17 protein-coding genes and 1 pseudogene are annotated in these 18498 nt (G+C 39.0%); 2 read left to right on the top strand and 16 right to left on the bottom strand.

The features are described from left to right. Positions 1–2: 2 nt before the first annotated feature. Together U0021_RS09130 and U0021_RS09125 are read right to left on the bottom strand one after the other, a co-directional pair. Positions 3–1520: an aldehyde dehydrogenase family protein gene (locus tag U0021_RS09130; protein ID WP_162816792.1), complete on the bottom strand. Its 1518-nt coding sequence runs from the start codon at positions 1518–1520 to the stop codon at positions 3–5. Between the two features lie 14 nt (positions 1521–1534). Beyond that, a complete protein-coding gene (locus U0021_RS09125) occupies positions 1535–2401 on the bottom strand; it encodes an NAD(P)-dependent oxidoreductase (RefSeq protein WP_114799992.1) in 867 nt (288 codons plus the stop codon). Positions 2402–2529: 128 nt separating this feature from the next. Here U0021_RS09125 and U0021_RS09120 point away from each other — a divergent pair, with 128 nt between their 5' ends. After that, the gene (locus tag U0021_RS09120; protein WP_162816791.1) at positions 2530–3423 is read left to right on the top strand and encodes a LysR family transcriptional regulator; all 894 of its coding nucleotides are present in this window, start codon (positions 2530–2532) and stop codon (positions 3421–3423) included. A gap of 19 nt (positions 3424–3442) precedes the next feature. Here U0021_RS09120 and U0021_RS09115 read toward each other — a convergent pair whose 3' ends face one another. The 14 genes and pseudogenes from U0021_RS09115 to U0021_RS09055 form a co-directional block, all read right to left on the bottom strand. Further along, positions 3443–4165 (bottom strand): hypothetical protein, encoded by a 723-nt coding sequence (locus U0021_RS09115; protein WP_162816790.1) that lies wholly within the window; start codon positions 4163–4165, stop codon positions 3443–3445. A gap of 111 nt (positions 4166–4276) precedes the next feature. After that, positions 4277–4732 (bottom strand): hypothetical protein, encoded by a 456-nt coding sequence (locus tag U0021_RS09110; protein WP_114799988.1) that lies wholly within the window; start codon positions 4730–4732, stop codon positions 4277–4279. Further along, complete coding sequence (locus U0021_RS09105; RefSeq protein ID WP_327037485.1) at positions 4732–5694, bottom strand: hypothetical protein; 963 nt, start codon at positions 5692–5694, stop codon at positions 4732–4734. Before U0021_RS09105 ends, U0021_RS09110 begins: the two co-directional genes overlap by 1 nt. A gap of 154 nt (positions 5695–5848) precedes the next feature. After that, positions 5849–6070 carry a DUF1542 domain-containing protein gene (locus U0021_RS09100; RefSeq protein WP_162816853.1) on the bottom strand — a complete coding sequence of 74 codons (222 nt, stop codon included), beginning with the start codon at positions 6068–6070 and terminating at the stop codon, positions 5849–5851. Beyond that, positions 6071–6526: an immunity protein YezG family protein gene (locus U0021_RS09095; RefSeq protein WP_064620794.1), complete on the bottom strand. Its 456-nt coding sequence runs from the start codon at positions 6524–6526 to the stop codon at positions 6071–6073. Between the two features lies 1 nt (position 6527). Next, positions 6528–7541, bottom strand: coding sequence for a DNA/RNA non-specific endonuclease (locus U0021_RS09090; RefSeq protein ID WP_162816854.1), 1014 nt, complete (start codon positions 7539–7541; stop codon positions 6528–6530). 181 nt (positions 7542–7722) lie between these two features. Beyond that, entirely contained in the window at positions 7723–8031 is a 309-nt protein-coding gene (locus U0021_RS09085) for a hypothetical protein (RefSeq protein ID WP_114801227.1), read from the bottom strand. Between the two features lie 9 nt (positions 8032–8040). Further along, complete coding sequence (locus U0021_RS09080; protein WP_327037484.1) at positions 8041–10614, bottom strand: hemagglutinin repeat-containing protein; 2574 nt, start codon at positions 10612–10614, stop codon at positions 8041–8043. Between the two features lie 59 nt (positions 10615–10673). After that, positions 10674–11228, bottom strand: a complete 555-nt coding sequence (locus U0021_RS09075) for a hypothetical protein (RefSeq protein ID WP_327037483.1) — start codon at positions 11226–11228, stop codon at positions 10674–10676. A 190-nt stretch (positions 11229–11418) separates the two neighbouring features. Further along, positions 11419–13002: a Fic family protein gene (locus U0021_RS09070; RefSeq protein WP_114801049.1), complete on the bottom strand. Its 1584-nt coding sequence runs from the start codon at positions 13000–13002 to the stop codon at positions 11419–11421. An 802-nt stretch (positions 13003–13804) separates the two neighbouring features. After that, positions 13805–14599 (bottom strand): hypothetical protein, encoded by a 795-nt coding sequence (locus U0021_RS09065; RefSeq protein WP_114801048.1) that lies wholly within the window; start codon positions 14597–14599, stop codon positions 13805–13807. Next, complete coding sequence (locus U0021_RS09060; RefSeq protein WP_162816829.1) at positions 14596–15036, bottom strand: hypothetical protein; 441 nt, start codon at positions 15034–15036, stop codon at positions 14596–14598. Before U0021_RS09060 ends, U0021_RS09065 begins: the two co-directional genes overlap by 4 nt. 260 nt (positions 15037–15296) lie before the next feature. Then, positions 15297–15902: pseudogene (locus U0021_RS09985) on the bottom strand (IS481 family transposase); the annotation flags it as partial. Between the two features lie 420 nt (positions 15903–16322). Further along, positions 16323–16514, bottom strand: a complete 192-nt coding sequence (locus U0021_RS09055; protein ID WP_162816828.1) for a hypothetical protein — start codon at positions 16512–16514, stop codon at positions 16323–16325. Positions 16515–16699: 185 nt separating this feature from the next. Here U0021_RS09055 and U0021_RS09050 point away from each other — a divergent pair, with 185 nt between their 5' ends. Beyond that, positions 16700–18487, top strand: coding sequence for a ShlB/FhaC/HecB family hemolysin secretion/activation protein (locus U0021_RS09050; RefSeq protein WP_114801046.1), 1788 nt, complete (start codon positions 16700–16702; stop codon positions 18485–18487). Positions 18488–18498: the final 11 nt, after the last annotated feature.

Genomic DNA, 18498 nt, shown 5'->3' with positions numbered 1-18498 from the left:
CTTTATACCTCTTGCGCACCGTATCCAAAATTTACCAAAGGTGTAAGGGCTGTTTCAACCCACACGCTCTTAATTTGGCTATACTCATGTAAGGCTGCCAATCCCGATGACCTGCCGTAGCCACTATCTTTATAGCCACCAAATGGTGAACTTACATGAATATTTTTATAATTATTAATCCACACAGTACCTGCTTTAATGTTTTTTGCCATACGATGCGCTCGCGCCACATCATTTGTCCAGACAGCTCCGGCTAAGCCAAATTGACTATCATTAGCGATTCTAATTGCCTCTTCTTCGTCTTTAAAAGGTATAGCAACCACAACCGGTCCAAATATTTCTTGTTGAGCACAATCTAAAGTGTTATTACCAATAAGAATTGTTGGATTAACATAATATCCGTCAGTTTTAGGTATTGAAATGGTATTTCCTACAGCAATGGATGCTCCTTGTTTTTGTGCATTTTCTAAAGCGCTACAAACGTATTCAAATTGCTTTTTATTATTGATTGGTGAAATATGAGTGGTTTCTTCAGTAGGATTGCCAACAACAAACTTATTTGTACTTTTAGCTAAATCATTAACAAACTGATCAAAAATATCTAATTGGATTAGCAATCGCGAGCCTGCTACACAGCTTTGGCCTGCATTCGCAAAAATGGCATTTTGTGCGCCACGAAGAGCCTTATCATAATCAGCATCTGAAAAAACAATATTTGCAGATTTACCACCCAATTCAAGTACACAAGGGATTCCTCTTTTGGCAGCATGAACAGCAACATTCTTACCTGTTGATACAGAACCCACAAAAACAACTTTTTGAATATTTGCACCATTGATGAGTTTCTGACCTATAGTATGCCCATACCCAGCAACCACATTAATTAGGCCTTTCGGGATACCAACCTGCTCAGCCAGATAAGCTATCAATAATGAGGTTATAGGGGTAATCTCAGATGGTTTTAAAACCACAGCATTGCCCGCTGTAATTGCTGGAGCTATCTGCCAACCACAAGTAAATATCGGTGCATTCCATGGTGTGATTTGTAAAACTACGCCCAAAGGCTCATAAGTCGTATAGTTTAAGTGGCCAGTTGGTACAGTAATGGTTTTTCCATGAATCTTGTCTGCCCAACCTGCATAGTAAAAAAACATCTCGGCTACTTTCGCTACCTCACCTCGCGCATCACGAATTGGCTTGTTGGCAGTCCAAGACTCAATCTGCGCCAAAATTTCCTGATTTTCGGTGATTCTTTCTCCTAGTTGATAGATAAATTGTCCACGTCTCGCTGCGGTCATGCTTAACCATTGCTGCTGTGCAGTCGATGTGCAATAATTTAGTTGATTGATGATATCCTCGTCGGCATCCTGATAATAAAATAAGTCAGAATCATCATGGGCAAATTTAACATTGATTTTATCGCCAGTGCCAAAGACCCACTTCCCACCCACATAACTTGCAATACCTTTAAACTCTGGGCAAATTTTTTTAATGAACTGATCAACCAATTTATTCATCATACAACATCCTTTATTTAAGATTTTTTAAATAATTTTTCATCTACTAGTTGCACAATTGCATTAAAATCTATCTCGTCTGCCAAGTTGTGGCTATCATGCCAAAAATTTACAACTTGTTGCGATAACAAAAGATCATCAGGCAATAAATTTTGGGCTAGCGCTACATCTTTTCTCATCAAACCCATGGTAAATCCAGAATCATAAGTTTGATTCAAAATCCATTTTTTAAAATTAACTTCACTAACCGCACTGCGGCCGGAACCTTGATTGATACCTCCTAAGAAAGCCTGTGGATCAACTCCCAAGCGCGTCGCCATAGACATTGCCTCAGCAACCAATAAGAGATTTGCAGCTACAAGTAAATTATTACCGAGTTTAGTAATATTACCTGCACCAACCTCACCGACTCTAAGATGATTTGCGCTCATTTTATTTAAAATTGGCGTAATCTCATCATATACTGCTTCACTTGACCCAACAACCATGCTCATTGTGCCTGATGCAGCACCCAAAGGACCTCCTGATACAGGAGCATCCACGAAAGTCATTTCTATATCACAGAAAACTTGTGCGATTTGACGACTCGTCTCTGGGATTGAAGTACTAGTATCAATCACTATCAGTCCTTTTTTAGGGTAGGCAATGATCCCTTCCTCACCCAAGCAAGTTTCTAGAACATGTTCTGCTTTTGGTAGTGATAAAATCAATATTTCAGATTGTTTAATGAGATCTTTTAGGCTGTTGCAAAGCCTAATATTCTGCTGCCTTGCTCTTTTTTGACTGGATGCACAGATATCATAACCTAATACAGATTCGTCTTTTTGCTGAAGGTTTATCGCCATAGACAGGCCCATATTCCCCAAACCTATAACACCAATCATTGCAATTCTCCTTATTGCTTCATTGTTAACAACTATTGAAAGATAGTATAAAAACGGTTAATATAAACCTCAAGTTCACAAGATAAATAAATTGTTGCCTTTTTAGCAACATGTTTAAGATGGCTCTTATGAAAAATGTAATAGACAAGCGAATGTACTATTTTTATCAGACTGTGCAGCTAGGTGGTATTCGTGTTGCAGCAGACGCTTTGAATATTGCGCCTTCGGCTATAAGCAGGCAGATAGCAAACCTGGAAAAAGAACTTGGTATAGTGCTTTTAGAACGTGGTATGCGTGGTGCAAGACCAACTGAAGCTGGATATTATGTCTTAGATTGCTTCCGACACGTGCTAGAACAAGCTGAAGTCTTAGAAAGTCGAATTGGCGCACTAAAAGGTATGAATGCCGGCACTATAACAGTCAGCACAGGGGCCGGTTATGTTAAAGCACTATCTTTATTAATTACCAAGTTTTCTGCCAGATACCCTCAGATTACTATTCGCATCAATATTAATAGCAGTAACGAAATTATTCGTAAAGTACTAGAGGGAGAGTCCAACTTTGGTATATTATATAATGCTATTAGACACCCTAAACTCAAATCACATTATCGAGCACAGCATCCATTGCATGTATTTATGGCAAAAAATCATGCATTATCCCAAAATAGTAGTGTTAGCATCAAACAACTGACTAATGAAAGGTTGGCAATGACTGATATCACTCATGGGATCCGCCAATTAATCGAGAATGCTGAGCGCGAACACGGGCTATCTTTAAGCCCCACTCTGCTTTGTAATGATATGAATTTATTAAAAGATTATGCGCTATTTGGTGGTGTCACGTTTTTACCAAGATTCATGTTACAACCCTCAGAAGTTGAACTTATTACCACTAAGCCTTTATTAGAACCAATATTTTTAAACCCTGAATCACAAATTATCTCTCGACGAGGTGCAATATTATCACCTGCAAGTCAAGCCTTGTTAATTGAACTTGCAATCATGCTAAAGAATCTTTAATTGATTACTATTATAAAATCTAAGAGACATCTTCACCAATAATTCTATTTGCCGCCATTGCTTTTGGGTGACTTGTTTTTGATGAAAGTTCGCCAAAGATCATTTTTGCTGGACCTATATTAATATCAATGCCAAAAACCTTTTTGCTTATTGGCACAGATTTCCTATCTTCTGAACCTGTTCTACCACCCAACCCATTTCCAAAATCAATGTAAGGGTCTACGTCATATCTCTTATGTCCTAGCCCATCCTGTTCTGGTCCGTAATAATTATAAGCTCCCGCATTGGTTGGATCTCTGACAATTCTAGTGTAGTCATCATCACTTAAAATACTTAAAATACCGTCTTTTGTGTTAATAATAATTTCCATTTGTCCACCATTGTGAACAAATTTTTTGTATCGATAGTTGCCATTAGGTAATTTCTGCGGAACACCATTGGGGTCGTAGTTATGAAAGGCGTTTTGATAATCTTTCATCAAGTCCCAGTCACTACGATTTGCTTTAAACGACTCTTCCGCTCCTTTGTTCCAATCCCTTTTTTGAATGACATGCAAATAATAAAATCGATGACAATCCTTACCTGCAAGGCAGTTTGCATAAGCCGCATCAAACGCCTTATCTCTTTGCTTACTAAGATTTTCAAGCTCTTGTATTTCTCGTGTAATTTCTGCACATCTTTGAGATACACAATTGCCATAAGCATTGGATAAATTAGATTTCTCTTGCCTTAGCTGTCTCAACCTTTCATTTTCCCTATGGTTTAGATAATTCCACTCAACCTGCCCTGTATTATTTACTTTGTTTGTGGTATTGTTAATAATTATGGAATATATTGTTTATATATTACTGACTTACAATGCCAAAAATTCTTCTAGATCTCTTACCGCACTTATATAATCAATAATTCTTAAGCTTATGTATATTTCATCATTATTATTTATATTCTCATAACTGAAATAGTGATCTTTATTTAACTTAAAGTAGAAAAATATAAAATCATTATTCCTAATTGCTATTTTAGTGAAATCATCAAACGTATCCTCAAGAGAAAAATAATGTGAATCTACAACAACCCCATTATCACTCTTAAAGATTTTTTTATAGTTCAAATTATCTATGTCATTCATAAAATAATAAGGGTTTTCTATTAAATTTTTTAAACTATATATAAATGATGGTATGTACGTATTGTCATCTAATGTGCCTATTTCTACTCTTCCAAAATTAATAGTGATAGGTATATATTTTTTCGATTCAAAGTTACCTATATTAAAACTCATAAAAGAGTTACCCACAATATGACTCATTACTTCCCCCTAATAGAATTTGGAACATGATTAATGCTAATTCTTCTATCTTTCCCAGAATTAGTTACACCATCAGTTGAGCCATTCCAATGAAAATTGCCGTTACCATCATTCTGAAATCTATGGTAAACAATTCTACCATTTTGATTTTCCCGAGCCCACCTATTGCCATCAGAAGTCATAATACTTCGCTCCCAAAGATTGATGTGATTAGCAGGCAACACGGACTTCGTACTATCATATCTATTATTCCCTCCCCCTCTTGGGTCATGATGACCAGGATTCTCATAATATTGTCTTTGTATGGTTATCAAACTACCTTTGGTTGATGGCTTTGATCCTTCGACAATATAATCACTTGTGCTACCACGCTCAACAGTATGCTGGCCCAATACCCTATGACCTGTTACAGGATTTATAGTGCCAACCGCCACATCAGACGAGTTGATCGTAGTTCCTTTAGTATTAACGCCAACCCCATACCTATCATTCCCAACAACTGTACCAGCACGCCCACCACCATACAATCTTTCATTGGCCAGTTCACCTACTAAAGCCTGGGCTTCATTGCCATTATAGCGGTTGATATGATTAATACCGGTATCTCTAATAAGATAACCGCCTGTAGCATTATTTATTTTAACACTATTGATGGTGGTGCTTGCATGAGTGCCACCCAATCTTGATATGTCAGTATAAAGACCTGGCAAGTGTTTTAGATTATAATCTCCCTGTGTGCCCGCTTGAAAATGCCTAATGAGATTAGAGCATCTGTGGCTATTAAAATCAGTGGCGCAATAGTTTTTGAAATGATTAAAGTTTGTTTTGTTAAGATTATCATACTTGGCATTCACTTGAGCAATGCACTCTTGGTTACCAGAACAATTGATAAGGCTAGTTTTCCATGCAGATAATTCTGTATGCGTCAAATAATTCCACTGGGTCTGCCCCACATTATTCACAGTACTTGCAGTATCGCCGCCAATAGAAGCACCAAGTCCTGCTGATAAGGCAAGTAGAGTGATGTCTCTGGTTTGTTTGTCAAAGCCTTGTTCTACCAGATACTCATCAATCTTTGGAATGGCGTAGGCTGTCCCACCTGCTGATGCCGCACCCTCAACAGTGCCTGTCGCTAGGGCAGCAGCTGCACTGCGTAGGGCTACACGATAAACTCCACCTTCTGCCCACTTTTTTGGCTTCTGCTAGTTTTTCATCAGCGGTAAGATTAGGATTGTTGCTTATCTTGGTGATGGCATGGCTTGATATCTCAGCCACTGCCTGCGGTGCATTTTGTCCAAAAGCAAAGCTAACCTCTCTTTGTAATTCAATCTCTAGCATCTATGATGTTTGTTTTTTCAATCTCACTCGCTCTTGCCATATTTCTTTGGGGATATAATATGGATCATCAAGTTCAGATTCGGTTAAGTTACTGATTCCACGCATATATAAACCATTCCAAGAGTCTTCTTCAGGAATGTAAGCAAATTTAATTTTAAACCCACCTTTTTCATCAAGCGTTACTTGACATTGAGTCCAGGGATCTTTATGAAATAGGGGGAGTTTTTGTAGATTTAATAATAAATCAATAATTTCATTGTCAATATGTTGAACAGGATTATCCCACCCTTGGTAAAAGCTATACTTTATATTGTTTTTATCAAACCAACGAGAACCAGCTTGAGTTTTATTTTTGTAAAGCTGAGCCGAAAAAACTATTTTTATTGCTTCAAATGGCATAATAGACCATAGTAATTCACCAATTTTTTGATAGATAATTTGATCTTCTGTTAGCATATTAATTTCCTGTTGATGTGTTTTTTAAAGTTTGACTATCAAGTTTTACATCATTAATAACTTGATTAATAACAAAACTCTCAGGTCGCTTACTATTTCCTGAATATATAGGTTGAATTTTAACTTGTACTTTTCCTCCTGCTTGCAATGTCTTTTTCCATTGCTGCTCCAGTTTATACCACTCTCCACCAGCGCCATTTAATTTAGCATCCATAGGCACTAAATTAATAGCCTCACCAGGACCACCGAATATCGAGGCAATTAAATGTCCGCCACAATCACTTTCTTGACGACATGAACCACCTGCAATACGCTGTTGGTAGGCGTTTCTATTCCAGGGATCTATTCTTAGGTCAGCACTTACTTCTTTGACTCGTTTTTGTGCATCTGTTGTATATTGAAAACCATTGTCAAAACGATAAATACTATTTGCTTGCGGCTTATTGGCTAACTGACTCCATTGGTTTGTTCGTCCTCGCTGTAGTTCAACAACTGCCTGTTCAACTTTTTTGCCCGCTGAAGTCAGTTTGTTCGATTTATATAGAGCTGCAGCCTCTTCAAACAGTTTCTTTGCTAAACCATAGCCTTTTGTTGCAGCTCGTTCAGCAGGAATCGCAGAGGCGATTGCTAAAGCTTTTTCACTTAAATTTTCAGCATTGTAATAATCTACGCCAGCACCATAAGGTGAGATAACGAATTTGGCAGCTTCATTTAAAATAACTAGCTGTTTCCACTCAGCTTCTCTAAAGGCTTTATCCCATTCAGGATCATTACTACGCAGTTCATGCTCTCGCATAATTTCCAAACGGATTTCTTCAATTTGGTTGTTCTCTACAGCTACTCTCCCCACCTCAGCCGCACTCACAGCATCAGCAGTGCTGCCATCAGTCGCTGTATAAGCCGTTGTCACTGTGGCAAGGTTTAGAATGCTTGTGATGGTGTCTTTTTGGTTTTGGGTGAGTTCGCTTGGGTCTTTGGTGCCATATAGATAATTAGCCAAGACAGGTGCAGCCACTTCACTACCTGCCCCTGCCAATGCACCTGCGGTGATGTTGTTACCTGTGGTATAACTTACCGCAGCACCTAGTATGGCATGAGCCAGTAGGTTAATCTCTTGATTTTGTTGAGTTTCGTAAGCTCTAACTAACCTACGCGGGCTGCCATCAGTGATCTTGCTTGTGACTGAATTTCTAAAGTCAGCCTACCATCATTACTTCTGTTAGACTAGGAACAATAATCCATATTAACAAAATTACTGGGAAAAATCTCAAGAACGCTTGAACAATGCGGAAATTTTTATCATTCTTGATGTTATCAGAGTCAATATTACCCCAAAAAATATCTAAAGCAAATTTAGATATTGTGATGCTACGCTCCAAATAATCTAAGAATTTTTTAACCATACCTATATTTTTACACAGTCTATATAAAAAGTAATTATAGAATGCAGTATATACAAGTATTGCTAGAAATAAACATACAACAATTATATCTTTCTGACTCACTGACAACTCCTAATCCTGCTTTGGCTTATTGGAAGTTGGAAATACTTGATAAGTTCTACTATAGCCAATAGCACTATTAACCTGACCCCCAATTCCCACCCCTGCTTTCTCTGTTACATACATCCTTTTATTTTCACTAGCTCCATAACAAGCGCCAATACCAATGCCCATCTTTCCCGAAGCACAAGATTCAACATAAAGCCCATCAGATTTCTTCCCTTGAGTAAATGACTTATTTGCACTAGCACTGGCAGACCAGCCGGTAACAACAGCGCCACTAATGTTCACTTTTCCATCGCCAACATAGGTCATGGAGCCTGAGACACCCAGTCCCGCTGCTGCTGCCACCTCCACAGATGTATCTTTAACTATAGCATCCACCGCTTCCCGATAACGTTCTTTTTTAACCCTTAAACTTTCAGGCTCTTTTTTGTTTTTGTTAAACCCGTTCCACTCCACCGCATTCTCGCCCACATTCAAATCATTCGCCATTTGGTCGATGTTGATATCACCATTGTTAACGACAGTGTTTGTGGCCACTGTGGCAAGGTTTAGAATGCTTGTGATGATGTCTTTTTGGTTTTGGTTAAGTTCGCTTGGTTCGTTGGTGCCATATAGGTAATTTGCTAGAATTCCTGCCCCTGCCTCATTGCTTACCGCAGAGACAGCACCTGCGGTGATGTCATTACCTGTGGCATAACTTACTGCAGCACCTAGTACAGCATGAGCCAGTAGATGATTGGCTGATTGTTCTTCTGGTCTATTACCATTGTCTAATTGGTTTAGTGTTTTATTACCTTTAAAGTATTGCCCAATTTGATAAGCAAGCTCTGGGCTTGCTGCTCTTGAGACATCCCCTATGATACCGTTTGAGTTAGGGGCGTACAAGGCGGAGGTAATGCCGTCAAAGAGTCTTAGGTTATCGTCTATTTGCTTGGCTTTGGTTTCAAGTTCTGTTTTTCTTGGGTCGTTATCTGCTAAATCTTTGGCTTGGTTACGGTAGTCTTCTGCTTTTTGAGCAAATTCACTTCTAATGGCACGGCGTTCAGTATCAAATGCTTGAGTAATAGTCACCTGAGCATTTAACTCTTTATGTGCTTGTGCTTGGTTAAAGTCATTGGTGATGATTTCATTAAGCTGGTTTTGAACTTCTTTTTGTTTGAAGTTCTCTGTATTGATATGGCTAAGCCCTGCTTGGTCAGTGATGGCAGAATGGGTGGTACTGGTTTTATTGACTGGGGTGATTGTACCATAGCCTAAGCCTTGTAGGGCAGGTTTTGCTTTGTTGTCTGGATTGCCAGTATCTGCACCAATACCAATGCCAAGACTGATGGCATTACCTTCATAATTTAGGTGATTTTCAATGTCTTGGGTTTGGATACCTTGGGCAAATTGAGTGTGGTTTTTACCTTGATCGGTGATAAGATAGCCGCCAGTAAACTTGCTTTTGCCTTGTACTTGTAAAGTGGATTCTTTGGCTTTGATACCAGTTTGGTCGGTGACTTGGGCATAGCTTGCATTGGCGTTTGTGTTACCACCAGTGATACTAAAGCTTTGGGGTTTGCCATCAAAGCCAACATCGGCACTAAATCCTGCTTGTTTTTGATCATGAGTGTATTGATAAGTATCTTGACGGCTTTTGACGATGAGATCTTTGCCCACTGTACCTGTTAGGTATGTGGTGTCAAGATTGGCACCATCTAGGATAAGACTGCCACCAATGTCATTGACGGTTGTACCGCCGACAGTGATTTGGGTGTTGGTGTGGGTTGTAGCAATCTCTTGACTACTGCCTTTTGCTTTGTTGGCATTGATGGTAAAGCCAGCAGAATTTGAACTTAGCCCATCGGTGCTAAGATTGGCAGAAGCATAAACACCAAAGCCTGCGCCTTTGCTGCTATTTTGGCTGTCTTGGGTGCTAGTTTGGGTTGAGGCTTGATAGATGACACTGCCTTCGACTTGATTGTATAGGTTTTGTTTGGCTGTGATGTTTGAGCCTGTGATGGTGACCGTACTGTCAGCACCTTTGCCTGAGACATCAAAGATCAGATTGCCCTCAGCATAAACATTGGCAGCGTCATTCACCTCTTGATGGCTGTGGCTATCACTTTTGGTGGTTTGACTCCCGATGGTCGCCTGAGCTCTCATGCTACCAAAGTTTTTGTTGTGTAGATTGTTGGTAAGGGTGTAAGCTTTAGAAGTGCCTGCAGCTGCTGCCATGATTGTCATGCGCCGAGAGTTGGTGTCTTTGGCAGCATCTGTTAGCTTGTCTAAGCTTTGGACATCACTGACAAGACTGCTGGAGACGCCGGCAGTTAGCCCTGAGGTTTTTTGGCTAAAGCTGTGTGTATTGGCAGCGGTGGCATTTTGACTGGTGATATTGACAGCTTGTGACTTAAACAAGATATTGCCTGTATTGGCATCAGTCTCATCTTTTTGGGCGATGATGTCACTGTTGATGACATCAGTGTCATCGCCTGCTTCAAGGCGGATATTGCCCCCTGTGGTGCCAATCACCGAGCCTGTATAGGCGGTGTGCTCATCACTGTTTTGTTGACGAGTTTGTTGCTTGCCTAGGGTCACTGAGGCGGGTGTGGTGGTAAATACCCCTTTTTTGGTGGTTTGTTGACTACTATGGCGGCTTAGGCTATCTTCAGCAGAGCCGATAAGCAGAGCTGATTATCAGCCTTAATCAGAATGTCCTTATCTGCCAAGACTTCGGTTGAGATTAGGCTGGTGTTTACACCTTGAATGACGACTTCATTACCACCAACTTGACTTATGAGGCTCTTGTCACTGTACTGTCCAAAGCTAGACTGCTCAGTTTTACTGCCTGTTAGGCGACGATTGGTGAATTGGCTGGTACTTTGCACGCTTTGGGTAGCACGGCCTTCAGTGATGCTAACATCCCCCGTCGCCATAACAGCAGTTATACCCCTTGACTGCAGATTTAAGCCTTTCATGGTGATGTTGGCAGTATCACCTGTGGTTTTGATGATGGTATTGCCAGCACTTGTGATGGTTGACCCTACATCTTGTGTTTGACTGTACTTAAAGTAATTATTGTCATCTGCCACAGCACTGATGTGATTGCTTGTGGTGAGGGTTGTGATGTTGATGTCGTTTTGGGCAGTAAGCTCGGTATTGCCACCATCGTTTTGTATGTTGGCAGCTTTGTTTAGGACAATGCTATACAAAGATGACTTTCGAAGGAGGGTTGTTATGTAAGTGTACTTTAGCAAGTGGATTGAATTGTAATTTTGGATACTTTACTTAGTTTAACCAAGCCCAGTCCTTTCAATAGCCCAACAGCAACATCCCATTACACTCTTACTGTTTGCAGACATCGCATTTTGACCTAAACCACCAGATGCGGTGTTTTTATTTTTAAACACTAAGCATTCCATTAACCACCCCCACCAACCGCTCCCATAGCTCATCATCACCCAAAAGTTCGTATTCTTTGACAAGCTTATTACTTCTAACGCCTTTATTGTCAAGAATACTTCTGATGATACGATCAGCATCTTGATTGCTCATCTCAATAATTTCTTTAATCGCTTGGCGTGTTTTATCGTAGGTTCTAAGATAAGCTGACTCTTCTACCATATCTATACCAATAACTTGCCTTATAAGCTCTGATAAATACTGCGTATGAGCAGTCAAGTCCATATATCGCCATAGACTTTGCGTGTTTTTGTCTGCCTGTATCACAAGATTGCTTTTGATACCATCTGCATAAGTGGTTGGTTTGCCAATAAAGTGGTACTTATCCTCTAAACTTTGCATTAAGGGTTTGGATATGGCATCCAAGATGGCATCATAGGCGCGCTTGGTGGCAGGACTATCAATGATAGCCTTAGAAATCGGCAAAATCACAGGATCATCTGTCTGCCCATCTCGCCTTAATACATCATTCATCAAAAAACGATGAATGCGGCCATTACCGTCTGCTAATGGGTGTATGTACACAAAACCAAAGGCAATGACCGCACTTCTCATCAGAGAGGATTGTCCCTTTGTACCCTTAAAAAATGCGTTAAGCCCTTCTAGCTTCGATGGCACCTCTTTGCAAGGTGGAGCGATATAATGTACAATCTCTTTAGCGTGGCGATAATTACTCTCACCCACAAATACAGGCGACTGTCTAAGCCCAAAATGTTTAATACTAATACTTTTACCAATAATTGCCTCTTGCAGTACACCCAGTCGCTCATTAGATAAAGGAATTTCACCCTGCCCAACTTGCTCTGCTATCACCCTGGCAAATCGCTCAATGCGACTTTCTTGACCACTCTCCCCCTCAATGGTAAAGCTGGCACGACTTTCGCGCAAGGTAATCCACACCGAAGCACGCACCAATAAATCCTCGCCAAACTCCTGCCTAAGCTGGGTCAAATGCTCCTTAACATCAAAGTCAATGGCGGATAATAACACTGGTGTCTTTGCCACCATTGGAGCAAAGTCCTTAGTACCTGCAATATTATTATTCACTCGCCAACGATTATCTTTAATGGGGGTATTTGCCACCACCACTTTATCACCATCTAAGACGTCGACATAGCCACCGCCAATGTCAGACGGCGGTTCTAAACGCTCATCTGTCAGCCACTCATACAAAAAAGCCGCCCTTCTGGCGTAGCGACCTGTTGGCTCAGCATTGACCCAATCTTGGATAAGTCTGCCATCTATCTTATAAAACACTCTAGCTAAAAATTCTAGGGTAGGTATTTCATTTTTTAGATAAAAGGTGAGATGAGCTGCCACATTATCGCCCAAACGGGTACGGGCAGGATAGATTTCTTGGGCATAATGCCCTTCTGTGAGAGTACGACGGCTTGCGCCAATTTGACTAATCACATAAGGCTTTACCCATAAGCGTATGTCAAAATGATACGACAACCAGAGTACACCCAGCATATCTTGTGGGTCTGTGGTTGGGGTAATGATGTTGGAGGGTATTATGGTCATTATTGTCGCTTATCTGCCATTTTAATCAGTTTTGGTAAATTTTAGCACAAAATGATTTTAAGTGATACAAAATAATAATATTTTGGGGTATTTTGTGCATTTTGATTATGAAATGTACTTAATAGCTTGAGTTTTGTTGATACAAGCGATATAGCAATATACTGTGCCATTTAAATCAAAATATGGCATTTAAAATTTAAAAAAGGCATTTTAATTAAAGAAATGGCAATTTTAAGCAACAAAAGGTAAAAATAAAGAAAATATGGCAATTTTATATAGATTTTGGTCATTTTATAAAAAATATGGCAATTTAAAAGATAGATTGGCATTTAAAATTTAAAAAAGGCATTTTAATTAAAGAAATGGTAATTTTAAGCAACAAAAGGTAAAAATAAAGAAAATATGGCAATTTTATATAGATTTTGGTCATTTTATAAAAAATATGGCAATTTAAAAGATAGATTGGCATTTAAAATTTAAAAAAGGCATTTTAATTAAAGAAATGGTAATTTTAAGCAACAAAAGGTAAAAATAAAGAAAATATGGCAATTTTATATAGATTTTGGTCATTTTATAAAAAATATGGCAATTTAAAAGATAGATTGGCAATTTCCCTGCAAAAATGGTAAAAATAAACAAAAAATGGTAAAATTAGAGCTTATGCACAATATATGCTAAATAATATATTTCAAAAATAAGGTATTTAAAACTAGCTGTAACAGGGGATTTATACAAACCAAGACTGCAAAAAACTGTGAATTAAAAAAACACCCTTTTTTAAGGGTGTTTCGCTACTCTATGACTAACAAAAACAACTCATAGGATTGTTGTCTTTCGCACCAATTTCCGCATAAACCTGATTTTCAGCCTTGTAATCATCCTCGTTTACCTCAAAAGTTTGCTCTGGTGATACCACTTGTGAGCCAGCATGAATGTCTTCATCAGGGTCGTATCCACCTTGTCGCATCGCATCCATTTCATCTTCTGTGAAAAAATCATCCTCATCGCTTTCCTGAAAATTTTGTGAATGACTGCTTGCCGTTGTCTGATTTTCAGCATCAGAAAAATGACCACTATTGGCATTTGAACCGACAAGCTGTTGATGATTTTTAACATCATGAGATTTAAAATTTTCATTTTCATGATGGGTGGGTTGTGAATTTTCACTCATGACATATTGATCGTTACTCTGAGTTTGTGGAATATTTTTATCAGATGATTCGGTGATTTGCTGATCAAAATTAGAAGCAGGCTGTGAATTTTGCTGCTCACTTTTAACAACGCCTACTGATTCTTTTTTCTCAAGCGCAGCCACTTGAGAAGAATTTTTTGATGAAGCCTGTTGAATGATTTCTAATTTTTCTACCGCAACAGCAAGAATTTTTACCTCTACCGTTGAGCGACTACCGACCAATTTTTCAATGATGTTTTGCAATCGACCAGTGGCAATAACATAATCACCCTCATGAATAACAACATTATGTGATTGAACATTTAACTCAAGACCACCCTTCACAGCATCCAAAACAATCATCACACATTGATCATTGTGATAATCTGCTTTGATGACCTTGCCTGAAATTTGCAACGTATTCATCTTTGACTCCACCCAGCATTATCACTAATCAATTTGATATTTTTAGAAATCAAGCTGGTTCGTTTTTGACCATTCTCATCAATATATAAGGCGGTAAAATAATTATCGTATGGGTATTTTTGAATATCCACATACGCACGATACTTGACAACAAAGTTACCGCGCTTATCTATAATCGCATATTGATCAGAGCGGTGGGCTGCACCTTCCTCACGATAAATTTGTGCATCAGCAGCATGATTAATCACCGCCGCATAGCCATGAAAAAATGCGCGACTGGATAAATGATCTTTGTTGGTATGACCAAAATTAAAAGGGATGGCTACCGCGCCGTTTGGATATAAGTAGCTAGCTTTATATGAATTGGTCGAGCGATCTTTGATAACAGCATAAATCAAACCGTCCGTTTCTTCACCCAAGTATTCGTACTTTCGCACATCAAATTGATAACGCGATTGATCCGCAAGCGTGATCTTTTTATTATCAACAGCGACATACGGTTTTCTTGGATCGTCAATATAACGGCGTGCTGCATCTGTGCCAATTAACCACTCAAGCCTTTTAAAATTTTACCAATTTTTCAAAGTATGTACACAAAAATGGCATGAATAACACTCATTTTCGACTGTCCAGAGTATTTAATCTTGCTGATTTTGTACCAATCGAGACTTCATCTGGTTACCTATAAAAAGGATAGGTGAGTCCGCTCATTATTGTGGAAGATTAACCAAATATCTAGGTCAAACTGCAACTGTTCAAGCAAACTATACAGATTTTTCCTATATCTCACGTGATAAAGCTCCTGCAATATTATTTTATAAAACCGCTCATAGATACCATGAGTTTGAGGTGAGCAAGCTTTGTCTTTGTATGCTCAATATCATTAATTGCAAGAGATAACTTGTAATCGGCGTTTTGGTGGTGTATCACTTGCAAGAGCTGCTTTGCTATAAGCATCCACAAAAATCTATTGGTAAATACGTTTTACGCCTTTTACATTACCTACATAAAAGGCATCTTGGGAGTCAAGATGGCTAAGATGAGCCGTTTCAATGTCACCGCAGGCAATATCATCTTCTTTTTGCTTTTAGGGGCAATGATTTGTGATTCTGTGAGAATAATGCCACCCGTTACGACTTTGGTTTCTCAAGAATACACCGAATTTGCATAGTTCATTGGGCGCTCTGACTTGTCTTTACACTGGATGATTCATGGCATATTTGATGACAGCACCTTTGGTTGCTTCATCTACTCGATTTTTAAGATTGTGTACTCATTTTGATTGGTTGATCAACGCATCAACAAGCCACCTTGGCTTGCCATTTCTGATAGCGACAGAGTGCATCTAAGTTGAGTTTAGACACCTTTATCCTATATGGATGAATTTTTTAAAATAAGAGTTGTTAGATTGGGTTTGGACTGAACTAACACACATAATGTTTGCAATTTATTTTGATTTGATTGTATCAGATACCGCAAAATATCGTCTAAAGAGACACTCAAGCCTATATCGACATCGCCAATATACTAAGACAGTGCGGATTTGATTGTATTCAAGGCAGTATTTACACCAGCGTCAGTGAAGATATGGCTAACTTATTCATGACTATAAACGCTCTAAAAGATCTGCCATGATTTGGTAAATCGGTCAGAGACATCAGAGCCTTTAGGGTTGAGCAGTGGTCTGATTTTACAAACCCTGTAAAAATTAAAATCCGCTAAATTAGCGGATTTTAACATAGAACAAGTCTCTATTTATCTTTGGCTGATTGGCTGGATCAGTAGCGAGAAGAAAAATTTCTTTATCATCATCCCCAAACAAATACCCCGCCCCAATGCTGCTTGCTGGCGCCCCCAAACCCTCTAACACATCTACCAACCTATTAGCATACTTAACCATGTAGATGTAACTCATTCCGCCTGAATTGTCTAAAAAACCATCGATAGCATCTAAAAAAATAGCAAATATTGGTAGTTACACATGGATTGCCCTTTTGGTTGTAATATTCGATAGCAAATTGTCTTAATTTTATTGCGCAAGAATATGCATTTTATTAAAATAAGTAAATTTATATAACAAATTATCAGATTGGTAACAATATGAGTATCAAAATAAAAGCGGTAGGTGTTTGCTTTCCGATAGGTCTAATTGCATGCGGTCTAGTGTCGGTAACATCATCTTTTGCAAATCAACCGCAAACTGACAATCAACAACTCATCCAAAGCCAGTCTGTGCTAGAGCAAAGATTGTTTGAACAAGCGCAAAATCTAACCACTTCTCAAACTCTTCTTCCTGCTAATTATCAAGCCAAAGACAATAATGCCCTCTTTTTGGCACAAGATCCCACCTGTTTTACTATTCATAGAATATCCCTTGATGTACCTAATGAATATTCTAATCACTTTCGATTTCTGGAAAAAACTTTAAATAAAAAATCCACAGAGATTCTCGATCAATGTATTGGGACACAAGGTCTACAGGATATTAGCCGATTTGCCCAGAATCAGCTTGTTAATCAAGGTTATATCACAAGCACCATCATGATCAAACCCCAAGATTTATCAACAGGGCAGTTGACTTTAAGTATCATACCGGGCTTGGTTGCTGATATTTATCGCGGGCCTGATGATATCAATCTTAATACGCATAATAGCTTAACTGTAAGTGGTGGCGATGTGCTTAATCTACGAGCACTTGAACAAAGTGTGGAGAATTTGCGATTACCGCACAATACACGAGCTACCATTCGTGTTGAGCCGACTGCTCGTTTTGGAATGGATGCAGTGGATGATTTGCCTGATGATATTGGCTACAGTGATTTGCTGATTAAACGACAAACAGGCAACAAGATGGGCTTACAAGTTTTTGCCAATAATTTTGGCAATCACAGTACGGGCGTTTATCAAGGTGGGATCGGCATTAACATTGCCGAACCTTTGTGGAGCAATGACAACTTATATATACAATATATGCATACACTTGATGGTTTAAATGACACATCTTTGGCTGCTGATAATCAAAATATCTATGTCAGCTATCGCTATCCGTTTCGCCTCTGGCAACTGCAACTGTCTTATAATCACAACCGCTATACACAGGCTTTAAATGGGTGGAATCATAATCCAATTTATAAAGGAGTGACTCAGCGTAAACAAGCCAAGCTTAGCCGTACACTTTTTCGAGATAGTCATACTAAGTTGATTGGTTATGGCGTGATTGCTCATAAAGATAGCCAATATCATATTGATGACCTGGAAATTCTAGTTCAGCGTCGCAAAACCAGTGATTACAGCTTGGGTTTCAATTTGGAGAAAACTTTTTATCATCAAGGTAGACTTAATCTTGATGTTCATTTCAATAAGGGTGTGGCAGCGTTCCATGCTCTGCCAACACCTGAACGCTATTACAGAGATGTCGATAGTCGTCCGCTCATTTGGCAAGCATCTGGTAACTACCGTTTGCCCTTTAATACCACACATCACCAATTTGGCTTGAATACCCATTTTCACGCCCAGTACAGCAACGATAAACTACCCTTTGCCGACCAGTTTACCATCGGCGATCGTTATAGTGTGAGAGGATTTGATGGCAAGAAACATCTATCAGGCAATAAAGGATTGGTTGTAGGACAAGAAATTTATTATAAATTACCAACACAAAACCCACACCAAATTTATTTTGCTTTAGATAAAGGCTGGGTAAGTACAGATAATAGCCCTAGTGTTCATCAAACCAATAGCTACCATCAGGCTGTTGGTAGTGTGATAGGTTATCGATTTGGCACAAAACATATCAATTTCGATGCTTATGTAGGCAAGCCTATTAAGGCCGACAACCATTTATCAAAAGATGCCAATGCTGGTGTACAACTGGCTTGGACTTATTAACAAACAGATTT

It is taken from the genome of Moraxella canis (assembly GCF_034424565.1).
Classification (GTDB): domain Bacteria; phylum Pseudomonadota; class Gammaproteobacteria; order Pseudomonadales; family Moraxellaceae; genus Moraxella; species Moraxella canis.
This window is presented reverse-complemented; position numbering and strand designations above follow the sequence as displayed.